The organism is Thermohalobacter berrensis, assembly GCF_003609645.1.
Taxonomy (GTDB): Bacteria; Bacillota; Clostridia; order Tissierellales; family Thermohalobacteraceae; genus Thermohalobacter; species Thermohalobacter berrensis.
Genome location: NZ_MCIB01000013.1, coordinates 1 through 19,828, shown reverse-complemented (window position 1 = coordinate 19,828; position 19,828 = coordinate 1). Strand labels below are relative to the sequence as shown.

Below are 19,828 nucleotides of genomic sequence, written 5' to 3'. Positions count from 1 at the left end.
AATTAGTTCATCCTTTCTAAATATAATTTATTCTTATTTTATTTAAGATTTTTTTAACATCTTCAATACGTCCAGTTTGACTACCTTCAGTCATCACACTAGCTGTGCTTGTTGCGGCAGCAAGCTTCATTCCTTCTTCAAATGGATCATTCCTATCTAGAGCAAGAGCTAATGCCGCTACCATTGAATCACCAGCACCAACTGTGCTTTTCACATTCACTTTTATTCCATCTATATATCCTGCTATATCCTTACTAACAAATATAGATCCTTTACTGCCTAATGATACTACAACATAGTTTACTCCATATCTTATAATTTCTTTTGATATATTAACAATGTCTTTTTTATCCCTTAAGGTAATTTTAAAAGCTTTTTCGAGTTCGTGAATATTAGGCTTTACTAAATAAGGACCAGATTTTATACCTTCAAGAAACAACTCCCCTTCTGTATCAAGTATAGTTTTAGCCCCTCTTTTTTTAGAATCCAGTATAAGATCTTTATATATATTTTTCCCTACACCCTTAGGAACACTTCCAGAAAAAACTATTACATTATCTTCGGTGGCATATTTCATTATTGTATCTTTTATTAACTTTAAACTATCTTCTGAAATTACTGGTCCACTTTCATTAATATCTGTATTTGTCTGGTTTACTGGGTCTATAATTTTTATATTGGTTCTAGTTTCACTATCTAATTCTATAAAATCGTTTTCAATTCCTAAATTATCAAGATATTTCTTTATAAACTGCCCATTTTTTCCCCCAATTAAACCAACAGCTATACTATAGCCTCCCAATTCTTTAATTACTTTTGATACATTAATCCCCTTACCACCTGCATCTAATCTCACTGAATTTACCCTATTTACACTATCAATTGTAAAGTTATTAATCTGTATAGTCTTATCTAATGCAGGATTTAAAGTAACTGTTATAACCATTTTTAAGCCTCCATCCTAATTACTGATCATAATTTCTATATCTTGTTCTTTATATTTATCTAATAATTTTGATGGTAATTTATTATCTGTTATTATGATATCTACTTCATTAATATCAGCTATTTTAGCAAATGATACTTGGTTAAATTTAGTATGATCGCATACAACAATTGCCTGACTTGCTATTTTTAATAAAGCCCTTTTCGTCTGAGCTTCTATAAGATTAGGAGTAGTTATTCCCTTTTTTATACAAATCCCATTTGTACCTAAAAAAACTTTATCAACTCTTAAATTCTTTATAGTGTTATCTGCAATAGGTCCTACCATTGCCCTTGTTTTCCATCTCATCATCCCACCTGTTATCACAACCTCTATATCTGATCTTTTCCCTATCTCATAAGCTATATCTAGTGAATTAGTTACTATTGTTAGGTTTTTTGCCTTAATATTTTTAGCAATTTCTAATGTTGTTGTTCCAGAATCTATTGCTATCGTATCCCCATCCTCAATAAGTGAAGCAGCTAGTTTGCCTATAGCTTCCTTTTCTTCATGAAATTTGTCCTCTTTTTCTAAAAAAGTAGGTTCAAATTTTGTATGTTCAGTTAGTACTGCTCCACCATGTGTCCTTTTTATCATTCCTCGTTCTTCAAGCTCTTGTAAATCTCTCCTTATAGTTGCTTCAGAAACATTGTATAGTTTTGACAACTCCTTTACCCTAACTTTTCCTTGTTTATCAAGTCTATCTAGTATTTTTATTTTTCTCTCCTCAGCAAACATTTCCTCACCTCAGCTCATTTTACACACACTTTTTATTATTCTTCATTTTATGATTATTTATTTTCATTTATGATTGTTTGTGTTTGTTTTTATTATAATCTATTCCTGTTATTATGTCAATAAATATTTCTAAGTAAATAAAAAAGAGATTAGTTATCTTAACCTAATCTCCAGATAAGGTCTCCTTTTTTCCTATTATATATGTATCTTCTAGCTTATCTTTCACAAAAAAACTTTTAATGTCCATTGAGTATATCCACCCTGCAAAAACTGCAGTTATAGGTGCAACTAGAACTAGTCCTATACTTCCTACAACTGTCCTCATGATTTCAGAAGCAACTATCTTTAAATTTACTATCCTTATAAAACTAGAGTTTTTGGTCGTAAACAGCATTAAAAGTGTAAGGTAACCTCCAGAATATGCTAAAAAAGGGTTGTAGTCATTGTTCCTATTACAGTCCTACCTACATTAAAACCTGATTGTATCAATTCTTTTGCCGAAATGTCAGGTTTTTTTAACTTTATCTCTTCCATAGATGCAGCCACATCCATAGCTATATCCATCGCCGCACCTGATGCACCGATTATAATAGCAGAATAAAATATATACTTTAGATTAAGATTTAAATGTCCACTAAATAGTAACGTTTCTGCAAAGGGTGAGGTATAACCCTTTAATGCCAATTTATCTCCAAAAAATAATGTTATTCCTATAGTTACAATTAACCCTATAATTGTTCCAATAAATGCTGAAAGTCCTTTTTTTGTAAAGCCAGCAACTGAAAATACTATAATACCAGTTAGTAAAACTATTATAGATACAGTTAGAATTAAAGGATTTTTACCTTCAAGTAATCCAGGAATTAAAAATTTCCAAATTACATAGAGGCTTGCTATAAAAGAAAACAAAGCTTTCAGCCCCGTAAAACGTGCATATATAATTAAACATAATACAAACAGTCCAAATAATATTAATTCCCAGTCCTGTCTATAGAGTTCTAATACTATTGCATTTTTTACTTGACTATCCCTTACTTGTATACCTACAATTATCTTATCTCCAGGCTTACACATTGTGTCCATATCAAGTTTTCCTAAAAGATTACTAGTTGCTTCTATTTTATTACCTTTATACTTACCTTCTAAAATTTTTATAACAACTCTTTGATGTCCAGTTCTTGATATTCCAGATTTAACTACTTCACTATTATCTACCCTTAATACTTCTGCTTTTACTTCTTCAATATTTTTATCTAATTTTTTCCTGTTCCATCTAAATAAAATAACGAAGAAACTGTAATTATTAATCCAATTACTAAAAAAAACGATAAGTTTTTTTCATGCTTTTCGCCTCCCAAGAAGAGAAATATTCTAAAAAGCCGGGATTTCTCCCGGCTTAATGGTTTAAGTATTTATTTTGTCAATTCAAATCCCATTAGTTTAGCCATCGCTTTAGCTATTTCTGTATTGTCTTTGTATCCAGAAAATTCTTCAGCTCCAACTCCTATTGCTGACATTGGTATAGATACTCCTGAGTGTGCATAAGTAGTCCACTGAATATTAGCCCTTTCAGATAATATATGAGTTACAGCTATCGCTACAGGATTGTATCCTCCATATTCTCCAGCTTTATCTTCTATTCCATTATCTACTATATCCATTGCCTTTTCTATTTCTTTTCTTTCTGCTTCTGTTAAATTGTCTAATCCTAAGTTCTTTTCTATATAAGCAAAATATTCAGCTCTGTTATCTCCCTTTTCATACGGATTTTCATAATTTAAAACATCAGCTGTTGATAGCTTTGCATCAGTAAGTTCGTCTAATTTTAAGAAATAGTTTTTACCAAATCCTAATCCCATACCACCTGTTTCATGGTCTCCTACAACTACTATTAATGTCTCATTTGGATGTTTTTTATAAAATTCATATGCTTCTTTAATCGCTTCATCAAATTCTAATGTATCATGAATTGCTCCTACAGGGTCATTAGCGTGACATGCATGGTCAATTCTACCACCTTCAACCATTAAAAAAAAGCCATTTTTATATTTTGATAAAACTTCTATTCCCTTTTCTGTCATTTCTACTAGACTTGGAACATCGTTTCTGTTTTTTCTGTCAATTTCATAAGGCATATGGGAATATGTAAATGTCGCTATAACTTTTTCTCTTACTTTAGGATTATAATTTCTAAAAGCCTTTGTATCATGCTCACCTACAAATACTCTATATCCTTTTTCATAGAATTCTTGTAATATATTTCTATCATCTTTTCTCTTAGATTTACCCCATTTCCAATCCTTAGGTACAAAATGTCTATATCCACCACCTGCAATGAAATCTACGCCACTATCTAAGTAATCTGCTGCTATTTCATTTTCATTATTTCTATTTTCATTATGTGATGCAAATACTGCTGGAGTTGCATGTGTTAGCCTTGTAGTTGTTATTATACCTGTTGCCATGCCTTTTTCTTCTGCTTCCTCTATAAGAGTTCTTAGATTGTCTCCATCTGGTGTTTGAGAAATAAATCCATTATTTGTCTTATGGCCAGTAGCTAAAGCTGTTCCTGCTGCAGCCGAATCAGTAACAAGTGAATCTGCAGAATAAGTTGTATTAATACCTGCAACTGGAAAAGTATTCATTAATAATTTAGCATCTTTTTCTCCTGTAACCTCTTGTTTAAAATATTCAGCTATCTGTCTTTGAGATGCCCCTAAACCATCCCCTATAAAATAGAAAACATATTTTGGAGCTTTTCCTGCTGCATAACTTACTTCTATCTTTGAAAATCCTGACACAACACTAGTTAGTATTAGTGCCATTAATAAAAAAATAACAGAAAACTTGGCAAATAACTTATTTTTAAACATAGTCTAACCTCCTGTAAGATAGTTTATTATTTTCTAATATAATAACCTATTAATAGACTATTAAAAATATGTCAAAGTAAAATTATAATATGGTAAATTATACGTAAATTTCAAAATTATGTTTTGTTATTAATAGGCTAAATACTACCTAAATCATCAATATTTTAGGCAATTTCTTGTATCCACTTTTTCCCCTGTATAGCCTTATATTTATTGATTTCTCTTAAAATCTCAATCCAATCAAACCCCCTTGTATACTAGGCACTAAAGAATTTCTATTATATTTGTTAGCTAGATCTATCCAAAGAGTATGAATCTATAATAGTTACATCAATATCCACATAAATATTAAGTTTAGCCTTTTAATTCCCCATCTTAAATGCATTTGAAGATATGCTTACAATTATAATCTATTTTATTCGTATTAAAATGGAATAAAATAAAAGTTAATTTTATGTAAATAATAATATAGCTTTAGTATTAACCAAAGAAGTAAAATATAAATGTCCGTTACTTAGTTCAGAAACTTTATACTTGCTTAAGGAATAAAAAAATGGTAGCTATTAATTAGTAGCTACCATCATTTTTTATTAATTATTGTCTTTTCTCGGTTTCTTGTCTAAATTAATTTCATCCAAATCAAATACTCTAAGTGAATCCCTTACTGTAGTTTCAATAGCAAGTTTTCCATACTTGTCTACTTCTTTTTTATCCTTTGGTCCATGATTTAATGAGGCTGCTCCACCAATACAACCACCTTTGCATGCCATTCCTTCTATAAAGTTTCCTTTTAATTTATTTACTCTAGCTATCTTTAAGGCTTTATCGCATTCACTAATTCCATCACAGCTAATCGGTTTAAATTCAACATCTAGCTTTTCTTCTTCTATTACATGTTTTATAGCCTCTGACACTCCTCCGGAACGAGCAAAAATCCTGCCAAAGAAAGAAGCATTATTAAGTACACCTTCTTCACATTCTTCTAATTTAATTCCAGCTGCATCAAGTAGAGCAGTTAATTCTTCAAATGTAATAACAAAATCAGTATCATCTTTAAGCTCTTCTCTTTGAATTTCCATTTTTTTAGCAGTACAAGGACCAATAAATACAATCTTCGCTTTTTCATCTAGATGCTTAATTAATCTTGATATTGCAATCATTGGTGATACTGTATTTGAGATATTATCTTTTAATCCTGGATAATTTTTCTCAATATAAGATACAAAAGCTGGGCAACAGGATGAAGTAACTACTCCCTTTTCAGTTACACTTTCTGTAAATTCTTTAGCCTCATGTAATGATACTATATCAGCTCCAAGGGCAACTTCTACTACATCATGGAATCCTAGCTTTCTTATACCTGTAATAACTTGTCTAATCTTTACATCTGTAAATTGGCTTGAAATTGCAGGAGCTACTATTGCATATACATGTATATCTTTATTTTCCTTTGCCTCTTTTAATAAATTAACAACATCAACTATAAATGACTTGTCCATTATTGCTCCAAAAGGGCATTGGTATACGCATGCACCACATTGTATACACTTTTCATTATCAATAACTGCTTTTTTATTTCTATCAATTGAAAGTGCGTTAGCATTACAAGCTTTCCTGCAAGGTCTCATAACATCTGCAATAGCATTATATGAACAAACCTCTTTACACTTACCACACTCAATACATTTATCTTGGTCTATATGAGCCCTTTGCCCCTCATGAAAAATAGCACCTACTGGACACACTTCAGAACACCTATGGGCAAGGCATCCTCTACATGCCTCAGTAACAGTAAAACGATTAATTGGGCATTCATCACATGCTATATCAATAACTTCTATTATATTGTTGTTATTTTTGTCTCCACCTGTAGCTAGCTTTATTCTTTCCTGGATTATGGCCCTTTCTTTATAGACACAACATCTAGTTACAGGATCAGGGCCGGGAATTATTTTTTTAGGAATATTAAAAATTTCATCCATTAAAGTACCTTCCATTGCATGTTTAGCTACCTCTTTTAATACTTTGTATTTTATTAATTGTACATGAGTTTCAAATTTTCTCATAGAAGCCACCTCACATTAAATATATGTTAATTTAATTTTTTTACCTAATTTAACCATTAACTTTGCTAACTCACTTACTACCTTAAACTTAATACTTAAATCAACAGGCATATCAGGATTTTGATGGGCTGGGTTTATAGCTTTTCCCACCCAAAGGTTTAGATGGGTACAATCTTCAATTAAAGTTTTAGCTAATAATGAAGCTCCATCTTTACCATCCAACTCATAAATTGCATCATCTTTTAGTAAATTATCATTGTATTTTTTAATTTTTTCAACTGCTTTATTTAAAGTAAGTACTCCTTCTGTTACTAAATCAATACCATTTATTGAAGCTATCGGTGGTACCTTATCACTGAGATAGTCCATATTAACTTCAATTTTTTCACCAAGCTCCCTTGCTACTATATTAGCTGCAGTACCACCACATACAATTTTTTTGCCTTCTCCTTCCATAAGTTTTTTTACAACCCAACCATCTTTGCTGCTATCCTCAGGAGGACCAGTAAACAAATCAATAATTTCAGGTTTTCTTAATTTTACTGTAACAACTGTTGTATCATCACCTGGTTTGTTTGCATAAAAATTTTTACATACATTAATTACACTTTTTGTTATGTTTTTAGCACACTTCATTTTAATAGATATTTTTTCTAAGTATTCTGCTACATTTTCCCATTTCCATCCTAAATTTAATATTGCACCTACTCCTGCATGTATTACTCCATCACTTACAATGGTTAATACATCCCCTTCATTTAACCTAAAATTGCTTTCTTTGACAACTTTCCCATTTATAACAGTTTCTCTCTTTTTAATTTGAACTATTTTATTATCCTTAATTAGAAAAAAGGGAGGATTATCATATTCTGCAACATATACTTCCCCATTATTTTCAACTTTTATTATTGTAAATGTTGAATATGCAATGTTTCGTATACTGCATACAGGAAGAGTGTGTACTATAGTATCTACTGTTTCTTGAATGCTAGCCCCCTCTTTTAACATTGTTGCAGCTATTTTTGAAGTTAGAGTTGCCAAAATATTGGCCTTTACTCCACTACCTAGTCCATCAGCTAGAACAATAATAGCATTATTATCATTTTTAATAATCTCTACATTATCACCACATAACTCTTCTCCATATTTATTTATATTATCATAGGCAATATCTATAAAGCAACTCACTTTATATCACCTGTCTCACCCATAGTTAATTTTTTTAGCTTAGTTAAAATCATTTTTGTTTCTGCAGTTGTTTCACCAAGTAAACTGGCTATTTCTTGGGCTACTCTCATTTGCTTTTCTATAACACTTTGTGCGGCATCTAATGTATTTTCTTTAACTTTTATTAATTCTTTTTTATTAGCTTCTTCTGCTGTTATATCTACCATAATAGCTAATATTACACCTTGTTTTTCTAAGTATATTATATTTTGCATTAATACTACCCCATATAAAGAGTAGCTAACTTTCTCCTTTAAAATACTTTTTTTATTTTTCTTTACCTCATTAAATTTAGTGTCATCTATTAATATAGATATCGGTTTACCTATTATATTATCTGCCTTTACATTAAATATCCTTTCAGCAGTAGGATTAAACTCTTTAATTTTTAATTCCCTATCCACTAAAATTATTATATTAGGACTATTTTCAACTATAACATGATTTAAGCTTTCAGCTTTACTTCTCATATGTGGTAAACACATTTCCATTTCTGCCATACCTTCATAAACAGCCTGTGCCTTCTCTCTACAAGTGTTATAACCACATGCACCGCAGTTTAATTCGTCTGATTTTTCGTATTTTCCCATCTCTCTTAATATTTTTTTAATTTCATCCTCATTAGCTTTATTTTTATTTAGGCTTTTATCAAAAAATCTTTTGGTAAAGTTTAATCTATGTATTTGATTTTTATATTCATTTTCAATTTCAGTATAATTATCTTTTCCTTTTACATATTCCTTAACCTTTATAAGCCTCCTAAAAAAGTCTAATTCACCATTTGGCATAACAGGCCCACCTATACAGCTTCCTGTACATACATTAACTTCTAAACATACTTTTTTTAAGTTACCTGAACTTAAAGATTCAAATATCTCCATAGATTCTTTTATACCATCTACTGAAATAAAATGGTACTTTTTATTAATTTCTTTATCTAAAAAGCTATTTAATACTCCCCCACCTATAGGGAATTCTTTACCCCTTTTTTGTGCTTCTGCATCAAAGGATTGTGGTTTAAGCTCATTTATTTTTAAATTTTCCTCTTTAAACCATTCTGACAATTCTTCAAAGGTTAGAACTGCATTTACAATATCTTTATGCTGAAAATTAGCAGCTTCTATCTTTTTTGCTGTACATGGTCCAATAAATACAACATAGCTATCCATTCCATAATTATACTTAATTACTTTCCCATGGGCAACCATTGGTGAAACTACTGGCATCATATATTTTACTAAAGATGGATAGTATTTTTCAATTAAATAATTAGCTGAAGGGCAACTAGTAGTAATTATATTTTCATATTCCTTTTCTTCAATATATTCTTTATATAATTTAGCTACTATTTCAGCCCCAATGGCAGTCTCTTCTACAGCACTAAAGCCCAATTTCTTTAATGCTGTTACTATTTGTCCCCCATCATTTATATCAAAGGCTCCAGCAAATGAAGGGGCAATACTAGCTATGACTTTTTTTCCTTCTTTTATAGCATTTTTTACTTCCTTTAAATCACTTTTTATATTCCTAGCATCTTGAGGACATACAACTAGACATTGTCCACATCCAATACACCTGTCTTCAACAATCTTAGCCTGTCCATTTTTAATTTTTATTGCCTTAACAGGACAATGTCTTAAACATTTATAGCAATTTTTGCAGTTAGCTTCTGAAAAATTAAGGAACTTCAAGTTTTTTACCCCCCAATAATATGGTTGTTAAAAAATTGTTCAACATTATCCTCTTGAACTGAAATTATTTCACCATTATCTACCTTTACCGCAACTGCTTTAGTACATTCCCCTAAACAAAAGGCTGCTTTAACTTCTACTTTATCCTCTAAATTTCTTTCTTTTATTAAATCTTGCAACTTATTTATTACATTATAAGCTCCTTTTAAATGACATGCACTTCCAACACATACGTTTATAACTTTCATTTTTTACACTCCTTTACATAATCTTTTGTTTTCATAGTCTATAAAATGTTTATTAAATACACCTTAATAAAACCATTTTCCAAAATTTTGTATTTCCTTAGAATGTTTAATGATATCCAAGTAAATTATATTGCTCTGTTATTTTTTTGTCAATCTTCTTTTTGTATTTCTCTTCTTAAAATAAGCAACAAAAAAGACTTATATTCGTCTAAATAATTAGAAAATATAAAGGAGGGATAAAATGAAAAGAAAACTATCTATTTATTTAATAATATTAAGCTTAAGTATCCTATCAGTAGGTTGTAATAGCCATGAAAACACATCAAATAGTATTAGTTATGAGATTTTACAAGATAGTATGCCTGAATATTTAGAAGGGACAATTGAAACTATAAAAACACAAAAAGGTTTTACAGTTTTACAAAGTGAAAATGATAAAGATATTCTTTTTATAAGTTTAGGTGAAAAGCCTACAGCTGGATACAATATAAAATTAGAAACAATAAAAGTAGAAAATGATAAGATAAGCGTTATAATAGAAGAGGTAGAACCAAAGAAAGGTGAAATGGTTGCACAAGTTATTACATATCCTTTTGTATTGGTAAAATTTGATGAAAATATAGAAGGTAAAATACAAGTTAGTAATACCACAGGAAATACTTTCTCAAAAATCGATATATAAATAAAAAGAGGGGATAAACCCCTCTTTTATTAGTCTAAAGTGTATGGTAAAAGAGCAATATTTCTAGCTCTCTTTATAGCTTTAGTTAATTGTCTTTGATGTCTTGCACAGTTTCCTGTGATTCTTCTTGGAAGTATCTTAGCTCTTTCAGTCATATATTTTTTTAGTTTATCTACATCTTTATAATCTATAGATTCAACTTTATCTTTACAGAAACTACATACTCTTCTTTTTCTTCTTCTTCTAGCCACTTACTTCTTCCCTCCTTTAGAATGGAATCTCGTCATCATCTACTGGTTGAAAACCATCAGTTGGATTAAAGTCATCTACTGGCATGTCTGTATTGCTAGTATCTTGTCTCTTATCTCCCCATTCAAGGAATTGTACTCTATCTGCCACTATTTCAGTAACATATCTCCTTTCACCTTGAGGAGTTTCATATGATCTATTTTGAATTCTTCCATGTACTCCAACAAGTCTACCTTTAGCTAAGTAATTAGCACAGTTTTCTGCTTGCCTACCCCATACTACAATCTTAAAAAAATCTGTTTCTCTTTGTCCTTGTTTGTTTGTAAAAGGTCTATCTACTGCAATATTGAAGGTGGTAACTGGTCTCCCACTATCGGGTAGGAACCTTAACTCTGGGTCCCTTGTTAATCTACCTATTAATACAACAATATTCATCAAAACACCACCATTTTAAATCTATTCATTTTCTTTAATTACCATATGTCTAAGAACCTCATCAGTTATCTTTGCAATTCTGTTAATTTCATCTACTATTCCTGCTTCCCCTTGAAAGTTGATAAATACGTAATAACCTTCAGTAAAATTCTTCACAGTATAAGCAAGCTTTCTTAAGCCCCACTCATCAACTTTCTCAATATTACCTTTACCTTTTTCCACTAACTCCTTAAATCTTTCAATAACACCATTTCTTTTTTCATCTTCCAAGTTAGGAACAAGAACAAATGATGCTTCATACTTATTCACTGTTTTCACCTCCCTTTTGGACTTTACGGCTCTAATAATATAGAGCAAGGTATACCACAATGATTAATTATATCATTTATTTTTGCAGTTTTCAACGAAAATTATAACTTTTTAAAAAACCCTTTGGATTAATCCAAAGGGTTTTTTATTACATCATTTCTTTTATAGCTTTTCCTAATCTCTTTATACCTTCAACTATTCTATCCTCAGTCATATTTGAATAGTTTAATCTCATAGTATTTTCATTTCCACCATTAGGGAAGAATGAACCACCAGGTACAAAGGCAACATTGTTTTCAATAGCCTTTTCTGCTAATTTTCTTGCATTTATATGCTCTGGTAATATTGCCCAAGTAAATAATCCTCCCTCAGGATAAGTAAACTTAACCTCTTTAGGGAAAGCTTCCTTCATAGTATTAATCATTAAATCCCTTCTCTTTTTATATACTTCTTTTATTTTTTCTATATGCTCATCTAGGTCATATTTATCTAAGAATTTGTTTAGTATCATTTGGGCAGTAGTATTAGTTTGTAAATCTGCTCCTTGTTTTACTAAAATATATTTATTAAGAAGTTTTTCATCTGCACATGCCCAACCTAATCTAAATCCTGGACAGAATGTCTTAGAGAAGGAACCTAAGTATACAACTCTACCTTCAGTATCAAAGTGTTTAATTGCAGGAGGTAACTCTCCTTCAAATCTAAGTTCTCCATAAGGATTATCTTCAACTATAACAATGTCATGCTTATTTGCAACTTCTACTAATTTCTTTCTTCTTTCTACAGACCAAGTTCTACCTGATGGATTTTGGAAATCAGGTATAACATATATTAATTTCACTTTATCTGTAGTTTCAATTATTTTCTCTAATTCTTCTATTATCATTCCATTATCATCAGTTGGTATTTCTACAAAATTAGGTTCATATGCTTTAAAAGCATTTATTGCACCTAAGTAAGTAGGACTTTCGCATAAAACTACGTCTCCCTTATCTAAGAAAATTTTCCCTGAAAAGTCTAATCCTTGCTGTCCACCACTAAGCATAAGAATATTGTTTTTGGTAACATTTACTCCGAATTTCTCCATTCTCTTTGCTATTTTTTCTCTAAGTGGATCATATCCTTCAGTTGGTGCATACTGTAATGCATTTGTTCCCTGCTCTTCAATAACTTCTGCTGCTACTTCTTTAACCTCTTGTACTGGAAATAATTCTGGAGCTGGTAATCCTCCAGCAAAAGATATTACCTCTGGTCTTTGAGTAAGTTTTAACAATTCACGAATTTCAGACGCCTTTATGTTGTTCATTCTCTTTGCAAATTTATAAGCCATGAATACACCTCCAAAAAAATTATTAAAAAAACAGCCAATAAAACGTTTTCCTAGTTTTTAGTTTACTACAAATATTTGGTTTTGTCTATTGAAATTAATTACATTTTTGACACAAAATAAGTTAAAATTCCTCATATAGACAAATTAAACATTATAAGATATGGTTATTTATTGGCCAATTTCTGAGTTTTCACTGCTTATTACTTTTTTTATTCTTCTCTCTAATTTTTTTCTTGGCAACCACACCTGTCTTTCACAGCCTAAACACTTTATTCTAAAGTCAATACCTGTTCTCATAATCTCCCATTTATCTTCACCACAAGGATGCTTCTTTTTCAATTGTACTATATCACCAACTTTTAACTTCATAGGCATTGTATATTCCTCCTATTATTTTTAATAGTGTAAAGCTTCTCTTTTTTAATAAGAAGCACCTCTATATTATAATTATATAATATTATTTTATTTTTACCAACATATATATGTATACTAATAAAGTATAAAAAAGTTAATGATTTCATTATCAAAAATACTTTTAAGTAACAATAAAATAATATTTGCTTATGTTGATAAAGCAGATGGATAATCCATCTGCTTCTATAAAAGAATTACTAAGCCCCCAAAGCCAAATAATTAGTACAGGAAACTATACGTTATAACTTTACTTTTTCTACTATTTTTTTATCTTTAGTTTTTAAAAATCTATACAATCCTTTAATATTAAAAGTATCACTACTTAAAACATCTTTTACATTATCTAGAAAGTTACCACTAAATCTAATAGATAAACCACAACTTGCAGTTATCTCTCTAGGTGTAGGTATAGTTTTTATATCAACTTTCCTTTCTTTTAACTTTTTTTCTGCTTTTATAGCATGATGTGTAGAATCAAAGGCAATTACATAATATATTTCTTTATTCATATAATCATCCCTTATAGAACTATTGTATTTTCTGCATTTTTCATATTCTCTACTATAGTATACATATTTGTTACTTCGCCAACTTTAAGTTTATCTTTTATGTTATAAAAGTCTAAACAAGTTCCACATGAAAGTATTTCAACTCCTGAATTTTCTAATTTCTTCAAATCATCAATAACTTCTGAACCTTCAGTAGTTAATTTAACTCCACTATTCAAAAATAGAAGTTTTGAAGGATATGGTTCTGCTTCAGTAAGTGTGTATATATAACCTTTCATTAGTATTTTCCCTAATTCATCTGACCCTTTTCCTAATTTATCACTTCCAAATACTATAGTCATATCCTTAAGTTTATTATTATCATCATTATCTTCTATTTCTTTAGCATCTCCCTTTGTTATATAGATTCGAAATTCATCTTCAGAAACTTTTTCAGTATCGTATTCACAATTTGAACTCTTAGCAAGCTTTGATACATTTTTCATGGCAACTTCATTATCGACAATAGTTGTAATTACTCCTGTTTCAATCTCATCTAGGGCCTTTTTAGTCATGATAACAGGTTTTGGGCAGGCAAACCCTCTAGCATCCACTTCCTTTTTCAATATTTCAACCCCCTTACAAATTCTACTAAATATATTATAGGTTCACTCAACCTTATTATTCAAGCTATCAAATATTATATAGATATAATCTATAGTGCTACTGTTAAATATAGATTTTATCTATAATGTATTTTAAATAACATTTATCAGATTTAAAAGTGAAAACTATTAGAAAAATATTAGATATGGGTATCATAATTATATAGGTAATATTGTTAAATATGAATTTTAAAATTCAAAAGTTGGTGTTTTTATTTTTTTAATTCTATTTTTATAAAAATATATAATTTCATATTTTATTTTTTATTTTTTTAACTTATTTATTGGCATTTTTAAATATTAGTAATATTATATAAATAAGAATTAAATATTTTAATATTTTATTTCATAAATATTAATATGTTTCATATTATATTTAAAATTTACTATTACATTTTAAGGGGGGCTTAACATTGAATAAAGAGATAAAAAAAATATTAGGTCAACTAGATAAGGGGGAAATAAGTGGGAAAGATGCAATAAAGATTGTTAAAGAGTTAAGAACTAGAAATATATCCTACCAAAAAAAGGCCTCCAAAATAAAAATAGTCATAAAAGATGATGGAAAGAAAATTAATATTCCTGCTATCCCCTTATCTATAGCTAAGCTTTTAGTTAATATAGCGTTAAAGTTTAGCAAAATTGGTATTAAACATAGTAAAAATGTAAATGAAGAATGGGAAAAACATATTAGAAATGTATTAAATGAGATAAACTTAAAAGAATTAGTAGATATATTAAGATCCTGCGAACCTTTTGATTTTGTAGATATTTCTCAAAATGATGGGAAAACAAAAGTTAAGATTACTATACTATAAGGAGGTTTAAAAATGAATAGAGAAGCAATAGGTAAATGTCCTGTATGTAATAATGATTTAGAAATAACAGAATTACACTGTCATTACTGTGATACAACTATAAAAGGACACTTTAACCTTTGTAAGTTCTGTAAGCTTGATAATGAACAAAAGCATTTCATTGAAGTATTTATAAAAAATAGAGGAAATATTAAGGAAATTGAAAAAGAACTTGGAATATCTTATCCGACTGTTAGAAACAAGTTAGAAAATGTGATAAAGGCATTAGGATATGATGCTAAGTATACACCTAAAGTTGACAAAAAAGAAATTTTAGCCAAATTGAGCTCAGGTGAAATTACCGCTGAGGAAGCAGTTAAGTTGTTAAAAGATTAATATTGGGATAATTAATCCTAAATTATATAAAAGAGGGGGAGTTTTTAGTGTCAAATAATTTAAAGGAAGAAAAAATGCAAATTCTTAAAATGGTTGAAGAAGGGAAAATTACTTCAGAAGAAGGTGTTGAACTACTAAATGCATTAGAAGAAAAATCAACAACATCTAATTACAATACAAATGCAAAATGGCTTAAGGTAAGAGTATTCGACCCTGAAGATAAAACAAAGGTTAACGTAAATATTCCAATAGCTCTAGTGGATATAGGGCTAAAATTTGCTACAAAGTTTTCTCCAGAACTTAAAGATTCAAGTTTTCAAGAAATTGACTTAAAGGAAATAGTTGAAGCTGTTAAAAATGGGGCTGAAGGGAAAATTGTTGATATAGTAAGCGAAAAGAATGGTGAGAGGGTTGAAGTATTCGTTGAATAAGCATGGTTAAGTCCATGCTTATTCTTTTTAGCTTAAAAAACCTATCATCTTTAAATAGCTAATAATTATATTATAATTGTACAAATAATAACCAAATGTAGAATTTAGCGTTCCTTTAGCAATAAAACTATCTGGGAAAACTTTAATTACAGGAGTTAGTAATGCAAATAAAACATATAAAATTAAAATACCTTTAGCTAATCCAAATACCAATCCACTTATATGGTTTACCTGTTTTAAAATAGGTAGTTGTGCTATATTATCTAATATTGTAATAGCTAAATATATTAATATTTTAGCTATAAAAAAGACTAAGACAATACTTATAATATCAATAGCTCTTTCCGTTAACATATTAATTAACATTTCCCCTGAATAAATATCATTATATAGGGGAATATTTTGTGAAAACTTTTCAACAAAACCTTTAACCTTATCAAAGAAAGCTGGATTAGCTTTTATATATTCAGATAATATTGGATAATATAGCTTTGCAATATATATAGATAGTATAAACCCTACTAAGTTAAAAGCAGAAATAATAAAACCATTCCTAAAACCACCTAAACTGTTAAATAGTAAAATTAAGATAATTATATAGTCCATCCAATTCATTTCAACACCTGCTTTCACTGGCTTTTTATAGATACTATATCCATTATCTTAACATTATTCTGAGTAAAGATAACAGCTTTATCTTCTATAAAGCCAAAATATTTTATTTCTTCATCACTATTAAAGTTCAAAAAAGCTTTTCCTTTTTTAATACCCTTTATCTTTTTCTCTCCAATTAAAAAAGTTTCTCCATTGTTATAATATAAATATTCATATTCCTTATCTACTCTCTTTTTCTCAAGTGTCCTCCCTTTAAATGATACAGTTTCGAAATATTTTCCATCTTCTTCCCATAAGAACATAATTCTTTTATCCTTTTTATCTATAACTATATCTAATAAGGTGCCTTCTAAGTCTCTAGCCCAAAGTAGCTTTTTTTCTTTTACACAGGCCACTTCCTCATCTGAAACTAAAACTATAGTATCTTCGTCAATAAATTCTACATTTTGTAATATTTGATTTTCAAACTTCTTCTCCCAGATTTCTTTTCCAATAAAAGAATAAAGCATTAAATAACTTTCTAATTGTCCTTCTTCGGTACTTAGAGTAGTTATAGCAATATTTTTTTTATTATCGTTTATATTACCATAAAGTATTTTCCCCTTTTCTATAATGATATTACTTACAAGTTTCCCATCACTATTTAAAACATTTATGCCATCTAGTTCTTCCCCAGCTTTTGTAAACGCCAACAAAAATCCTTTTTTCTCTAATATTTGCTCTACCGTTAATTTAAAACTATAGTTCCATAGTTCTTTTCCGTTACTATTAAGAGCTAAAACATTTCCCATAGTAGAATCTGCAATATACAATCTTTTTTCACCAAAATATATAAGGGGATTATTATATTTAATAGTCTTGTCCCACATTTTAATACCTTTCATATCATAACATATAAGTTTGTTTTTTCTATATATTATAAATCTATCGCCATATATTTTAACTTTACTATTATTTTCTAATGATATGTTTTTTTTACTATTAACCTTTAAAGTTGTTTTCTCAGTCTCAAATATACCATGTATCTTTTCTTTAAAAATATCATTGGAAAATAGAAGAATAAGCATTATAAAGAGTAATATAAATCTTCCTACTTTTATCTTATTTTTATTATCATTGTTCTTACGAGTCATAAAAATTTTTCCCCTCCCTATATATTTATAAGTTCTTCCTTACAAAAAAAAATCCTTCCTTAAAAGTTAGGAAGAACCTTAAATAAATTATTTAATTTTTTTTATATAGTTTTTAAACTCTTTAATGAAAAATCTTCCTACTATAAAAACGAAAATAATAAAGCCCAAATATCCAAATAATGGATATATTGTTATAATTAATTTAGTAAAACCTATTCTAGCTATTGGAATAGCTGAAATACAAAAAATAATAGAAAAAATAGGTTGGTTTACTTTTAATAAGGAAGAAATTCTTTTTATAAAGCCAAAACCATTTGATAATGCAGTAGTAAACATAGCTCCCCATAGTATAATACCATATAGTAAACTACCATTATTCCCTAAGTTTTCAGCAATCTTTAGCATAGGTACTTCTAAACCATTTATATCTGTAGTGTAACCTAATAGTGGAACTCCAATAAATAATGCAAGTACACCTAATCCTAACCCTCCAAAAATTCCACCCTTTAATGCAGTTTTCTTATCTGAAATTATTGGTAATAGAGAGCTCATAATAACAACGGTTGTAATGCTATTATAACTTACATACAATATTGAGGATATAATCCAATGGCTTGTTTTTGCAATTTCTCCTCCACTAAAGTTGCTAATTTGGAATCCATTTTTCAATATGCTTATTCCTCCCGTTAATATTACTCCTAAAAGTAAAATCGGAACTAATATAGTATTTACCGTAGACAATCCTTTAATATTAAATAAAAAAGTAATTAATGTAACAAGTGCCATTAAATAAATACCTATATTGTAAGATATATTAAATTGCTCCTTAAATATGGCTCCACTTCCAGCAAGCATAACACAATATCCTGCTAACAAAAAGATAATTATAATTATTTCTGTAATCTTTCCTAAGGATTTACCGAAGATAGGTGTTAAAAATTTTTCATATCCATCAATTTTATTCCTGTATACATTAAGTAAAACAGACGAACCTAAAATAGAAAATAAAAAAGTTGCTAATATTATTCCAAAAAGACCTTTATATCCAAATACAATAAAAAACTGCATTATTTCTTGACCTGAAGCAAATCCTGCACCAATTACTGTACCTATATATATGCTAGCAAGCTTGAGCCAATTTTTATTCTTCATATACTAGCCTCCTTTTAATTGCTTAATTATCTTTATGATTAAAAGGGCTAGTTTCATAACCTATAAACCTTCAATTTTATTTTTCAAAAATTTTTGTATATTATTTATATAGCTACACATAATATTAGTGTCGGGAACATTGTGGTTGAGCCCAGACTCATATATGCTCCTATTTTGGGGTATATATGGGTCGGCCGAAGATTGCATGTGGGTCGAAAGGCTCACATGCAGTCGGAGGGAAGATCTTATATGGTTGGGAAAGGTTCTATTGTAGTCGATTATTTTGATTGCAATAGGGTCCCAACCTATCGTATAAGGTCGAGCTAAGATCCTGTATGATGTCGATGTAGAATTTTTTAATTCTACTAATGGTTCTATACAGCCGAGAGGTTGTATAGGGCTGTTAAGATATCATGCAGGGTTGAACAGACCACTATCATAGGTAGTGACCTGCTTGGTCATGGTCGAAAGATCATGGCTTGGTAATAAGCTATGTATGGTGGTGTAAGGTAGATCACTATGTTCTCGGCTTTTATTTTTTTGTGTTTTAATCTTTTCTAATTGTCTATGAGGATTGTTACTTATCCTAAGAAGAGAGTCTAGGATGTCCGTTACTTAACCAATGAAGCCAGACTTCGACGTCCGTTACTTAGACCAAAGATGTTTACGCTTCGTGGTCTTTTTAAAATTTTCAATCTTCCATTCTCAATTTTCAATTGTAAATTGTTTTCCCTAGCCACTAATAACTATTTCTTTTACTAACTACATACTACTAACTGCTAACTGGTTGTACTCTTCCATCCGTGAAACTTGGGGACAGGTCTTCTGTTTCACTCTGTTCAACGATAGATCTGTCCCCCGTTTTATGAAGTCTTTTCCAGTTTTTTAAATTGTCAATTCTCAA

The 19,828-nt window shown here is 29.5% G+C and carries 21 protein-coding genes and 1 pseudogene; 4 read left to right on the top strand and 18 right to left on the bottom strand.

Annotation, left to right across the window (positions count from 1 at the left end; genetic code table 11):
* Nucleotides 1–16 precede the first annotated feature (16 nt).
* The 8 genes and pseudogenes from pfkB to BET03_RS07405 form a co-directional block, all read right to left on the bottom strand.
* Nucleotides 17–946 carry a 1-phosphofructokinase gene (pfkB, locus tag BET03_RS07440; protein WP_120168913.1) on the bottom strand — a complete coding sequence of 310 codons (930 nt, stop codon included), beginning with the start codon at nucleotides 944–946 and terminating at the stop codon, nucleotides 17–19.
* A 15-nt stretch (nucleotides 947–961) separates the two neighbouring features.
* Nucleotides 962–1,723 carry a DeoR/GlpR family DNA-binding transcription regulator gene (locus BET03_RS07435; protein ID WP_120168911.1) on the bottom strand — a complete coding sequence of 254 codons (762 nt, stop codon included), beginning with the start codon at nucleotides 1,721–1,723 and terminating at the stop codon, nucleotides 962–964.
* A gap of 163 nt (nucleotides 1,724–1,886) precedes the next feature.
* Nucleotides 1,887–2,797 (bottom strand): annotated as a pseudogene (locus tag BET03_RS07430) (YibE/F family protein).
* 338 nt (nucleotides 2,798–3,135) lie between these two features.
* Nucleotides 3,136–4,596, bottom strand: coding sequence for an alkaline phosphatase (locus BET03_RS07425; RefSeq protein ID WP_183108778.1), 1,461 nt, complete (start codon nucleotides 4,594–4,596; stop codon nucleotides 3,136–3,138).
* A 590-nt stretch (nucleotides 4,597–5,186) separates the two neighbouring features.
* Nucleotides 5,187–6,662, bottom strand: coding sequence for a 4Fe-4S dicluster domain-containing protein (locus tag BET03_RS07420; protein WP_120168909.1), 1,476 nt, complete (start codon nucleotides 6,660–6,662; stop codon nucleotides 5,187–5,189).
* 15 nt (nucleotides 6,663–6,677) lie between these two features.
* The gene (locus tag BET03_RS07415) at nucleotides 6,678–7,850 is read right to left on the bottom strand and encodes a SpoIIE family protein phosphatase (protein WP_120168907.1); all 1,173 of its coding nucleotides are present in this window, start codon (nucleotides 7,848–7,850) and stop codon (nucleotides 6,678–6,680) included.
* On the bottom strand, nucleotides 7,847–9,580 hold the full coding sequence (locus tag BET03_RS07410) for a [Fe-Fe] hydrogenase large subunit C-terminal domain-containing protein (RefSeq protein ID WP_120168905.1): 1,734 nt from the start codon (nucleotides 9,578–9,580) through the stop codon (nucleotides 7,847–7,849). The genes BET03_RS07415 and BET03_RS07410 overlap by 4 nt, the downstream gene beginning before the upstream one ends.
* A gap of 5 nt (nucleotides 9,581–9,585) precedes the next feature.
* The gene (locus BET03_RS07405) at nucleotides 9,586–9,828 is read right to left on the bottom strand and encodes a (2Fe-2S) ferredoxin domain-containing protein (RefSeq protein ID WP_120168903.1); all 243 of its coding nucleotides are present in this window, start codon (nucleotides 9,826–9,828) and stop codon (nucleotides 9,586–9,588) included.
* A gap of 241 nt (nucleotides 9,829–10,069) precedes the next feature.
* Here BET03_RS07405 and BET03_RS07400 point away from each other — a divergent pair, with 241 nt between their 5' ends.
* The gene (locus BET03_RS07400) at nucleotides 10,070–10,510 is read left to right on the top strand and encodes a protease complex subunit PrcB family protein (RefSeq protein ID WP_120168901.1); all 441 of its coding nucleotides are present in this window, start codon (nucleotides 10,070–10,072) and stop codon (nucleotides 10,508–10,510) included.
* A gap of 29 nt (nucleotides 10,511–10,539) precedes the next feature.
* Here the strand turns inward: BET03_RS07400 and rpsR are convergent, their stop codons facing one another.
* From rpsR to yedF, 7 genes are all read right to left on the bottom strand, one after another.
* Nucleotides 10,540–10,761 (bottom strand): 30S ribosomal protein S18, encoded by a 222-nt coding sequence (rpsR, locus tag BET03_RS07395; RefSeq protein ID WP_120168899.1) that lies wholly within the window; start codon nucleotides 10,759–10,761, stop codon nucleotides 10,540–10,542.
* Between the two features lie 16 nt (nucleotides 10,762–10,777).
* Complete coding sequence (locus BET03_RS07390; protein ID WP_120168897.1) at nucleotides 10,778–11,194, bottom strand: single-stranded DNA-binding protein; 417 nt, start codon at nucleotides 11,192–11,194, stop codon at nucleotides 10,778–10,780.
* 21 nt (nucleotides 11,195–11,215) lie between these two features.
* Complete coding sequence (gene rpsF, locus BET03_RS07385; protein WP_120168895.1) at nucleotides 11,216–11,503, bottom strand: 30S ribosomal protein S6; 288 nt, start codon at nucleotides 11,501–11,503, stop codon at nucleotides 11,216–11,218.
* Between the two features lie 148 nt (nucleotides 11,504–11,651).
* On the bottom strand, nucleotides 11,652–12,833 hold the full coding sequence (locus BET03_RS07380) for an aminotransferase-like domain-containing protein (RefSeq protein WP_120168893.1): 1,182 nt from the start codon (nucleotides 12,831–12,833) through the stop codon (nucleotides 11,652–11,654).
* Nucleotides 12,834–13,001: 168 nt separating this feature from the next.
* Nucleotides 13,002–13,208: a DUF951 domain-containing protein gene (locus BET03_RS07375; protein ID WP_120168891.1), complete on the bottom strand. Its 207-nt coding sequence runs from the start codon at nucleotides 13,206–13,208 to the stop codon at nucleotides 13,002–13,004.
* A 278-nt stretch (nucleotides 13,209–13,486) separates the two neighbouring features.
* The gene (locus BET03_RS07370; protein ID WP_120168889.1) at nucleotides 13,487–13,756 is read right to left on the bottom strand and encodes a putative Se/S carrier protein; all 270 of its coding nucleotides are present in this window, start codon (nucleotides 13,754–13,756) and stop codon (nucleotides 13,487–13,489) included.
* Nucleotides 13,757–13,767: 11 nt separating this feature from the next.
* Nucleotides 13,768–14,361 (bottom strand): sulfurtransferase-like selenium metabolism protein YedF, encoded by a 594-nt coding sequence (yedF, locus tag BET03_RS07365; RefSeq protein WP_120168887.1) that lies wholly within the window; start codon nucleotides 14,359–14,361, stop codon nucleotides 13,768–13,770.
* A gap of 452 nt (nucleotides 14,362–14,813) precedes the next feature.
* Between yedF and BET03_RS07360 the strand changes: the two genes are divergently transcribed.
* From BET03_RS07360 to BET03_RS07350, 3 genes are read left to right on the top strand one after another with little or no spacing between them, the layout of a single operon-like run.
* The gene (locus BET03_RS07360) at nucleotides 14,814–15,218 is read left to right on the top strand and encodes an uS9 family ribosomal protein (RefSeq protein WP_120168885.1); all 405 of its coding nucleotides are present in this window, start codon (nucleotides 14,814–14,816) and stop codon (nucleotides 15,216–15,218) included.
* Nucleotides 15,219–15,230: 12 nt separating this feature from the next.
* On the top strand, nucleotides 15,231–15,593 hold the full coding sequence (locus BET03_RS07355; RefSeq protein ID WP_120168883.1) for a DUF2089 domain-containing protein: 363 nt from the start codon (nucleotides 15,231–15,233) through the stop codon (nucleotides 15,591–15,593).
* A 47-nt stretch (nucleotides 15,594–15,640) separates the two neighbouring features.
* Nucleotides 15,641–16,024 (top strand): SHOCT-like domain-containing protein, encoded by a 384-nt coding sequence (locus BET03_RS07350; protein WP_120168881.1) that lies wholly within the window; start codon nucleotides 15,641–15,643, stop codon nucleotides 16,022–16,024.
* Between the two features lie 27 nt (nucleotides 16,025–16,051).
* Here the strand turns inward: BET03_RS07350 and BET03_RS07345 are convergent, their stop codons facing one another.
* The 3 genes from BET03_RS07345 to BET03_RS07335 form a co-directional block, all read right to left on the bottom strand.
* Nucleotides 16,052–16,630 carry a CvpA family protein gene (locus tag BET03_RS07345; protein ID WP_183108777.1) on the bottom strand — a complete coding sequence of 193 codons (579 nt, stop codon included), beginning with the start codon at nucleotides 16,628–16,630 and terminating at the stop codon, nucleotides 16,052–16,054.
* Nucleotides 16,631–16,653: 23 nt separating this feature from the next.
* Nucleotides 16,654–17,772, bottom strand: coding sequence for a DUF5711 family protein (locus BET03_RS07340; RefSeq protein WP_120168876.1), 1,119 nt, complete (start codon nucleotides 17,770–17,772; stop codon nucleotides 16,654–16,656).
* Nucleotides 17,773–17,859: 87 nt separating this feature from the next.
* Nucleotides 17,860–18,924, bottom strand: coding sequence for a YkvI family membrane protein (locus BET03_RS07335; RefSeq protein WP_120168874.1), 1,065 nt, complete (start codon nucleotides 18,922–18,924; stop codon nucleotides 17,860–17,862).
* Between the last annotated feature and the right edge of the window lie 904 nt (nucleotides 18,925–19,828).

Bases quoted from the DNA above. Each gene is read 5' to 3' on its own strand.
- BET03_RS07335 (WP_120168874.1), bottom strand. From the start codon at position 18,924: ATGAAGAATAAAAATTGGCTCAAGCTTGCTAGCATATATATAGGTACA.
- BET03_RS07370 (WP_120168889.1), bottom strand. From the start codon at position 13,756: ATGAATAAAGAAATATATTATGTAATTGCCTTTGATTCTACACATCAT.
- BET03_RS07375 (WP_120168891.1), bottom strand. From the start codon at position 13,208: ATGCCTATGAAGTTAAAAGTTGGTGATATAGTACAATTGAAAAAGAAG.
- BET03_RS07425 (WP_183108778.1), bottom strand. From the start codon at position 4,596: ATGTTTAAAAATAAGTTATTTGCCAAGTTTTCTGTTATTTTTTTATTA.
- BET03_RS07355 (WP_120168883.1), top strand. From the start codon at position 15,231: ATGAATAGAGAAGCAATAGGTAAATGTCCTGTATGTAATAATGATTTA.
- BET03_RS07390 (WP_120168897.1), bottom strand. From the start codon at position 11,194: ATGAATATTGTTGTATTAATAGGTAGATTAACAAGGGACCCAGAGTTA.
- pfkB (WP_120168913.1), bottom strand. From the start codon at position 946: ATGGTTATAACAGTTACTTTAAATCCTGCATTAGATAAGACTATACAG.
- BET03_RS07420 (WP_120168909.1), bottom strand. From the start codon at position 6,662: ATGAGAAAATTTGAAACTCATGTACAATTAATAAAATACAAAGTATTA.
- BET03_RS07400 (WP_120168901.1), top strand. From the start codon at position 10,070: ATGAAAAGAAAACTATCTATTTATTTAATAATATTAAGCTTAAGTATC.
- BET03_RS07435 (WP_120168911.1), bottom strand. From the start codon at position 1,723: ATGTTTGCTGAGGAGAGAAAAATAAAAATACTAGATAGACTTGATAAA.
- BET03_RS07405 (WP_120168903.1), bottom strand. From the start codon at position 9,828: ATGAAAGTTATAAACGTATGTGTTGGAAGTGCATGTCATTTAAAAGGA.
- BET03_RS07340 (WP_120168876.1), bottom strand. From the start codon at position 17,772: ATGACTCGTAAGAACAATGATAATAAAAATAAGATAAAAGTAGGAAGA.
- BET03_RS07345 (WP_183108777.1), bottom strand. From the start codon at position 16,630: ATGGACTATATAATTATCTTAATTTTACTATTTAACAGTTTAGGTGGT.
- BET03_RS07380 (WP_120168893.1), bottom strand. From the start codon at position 12,833: ATGGCTTATAAATTTGCAAAGAGAATGAACAACATAAAGGCGTCTGAA.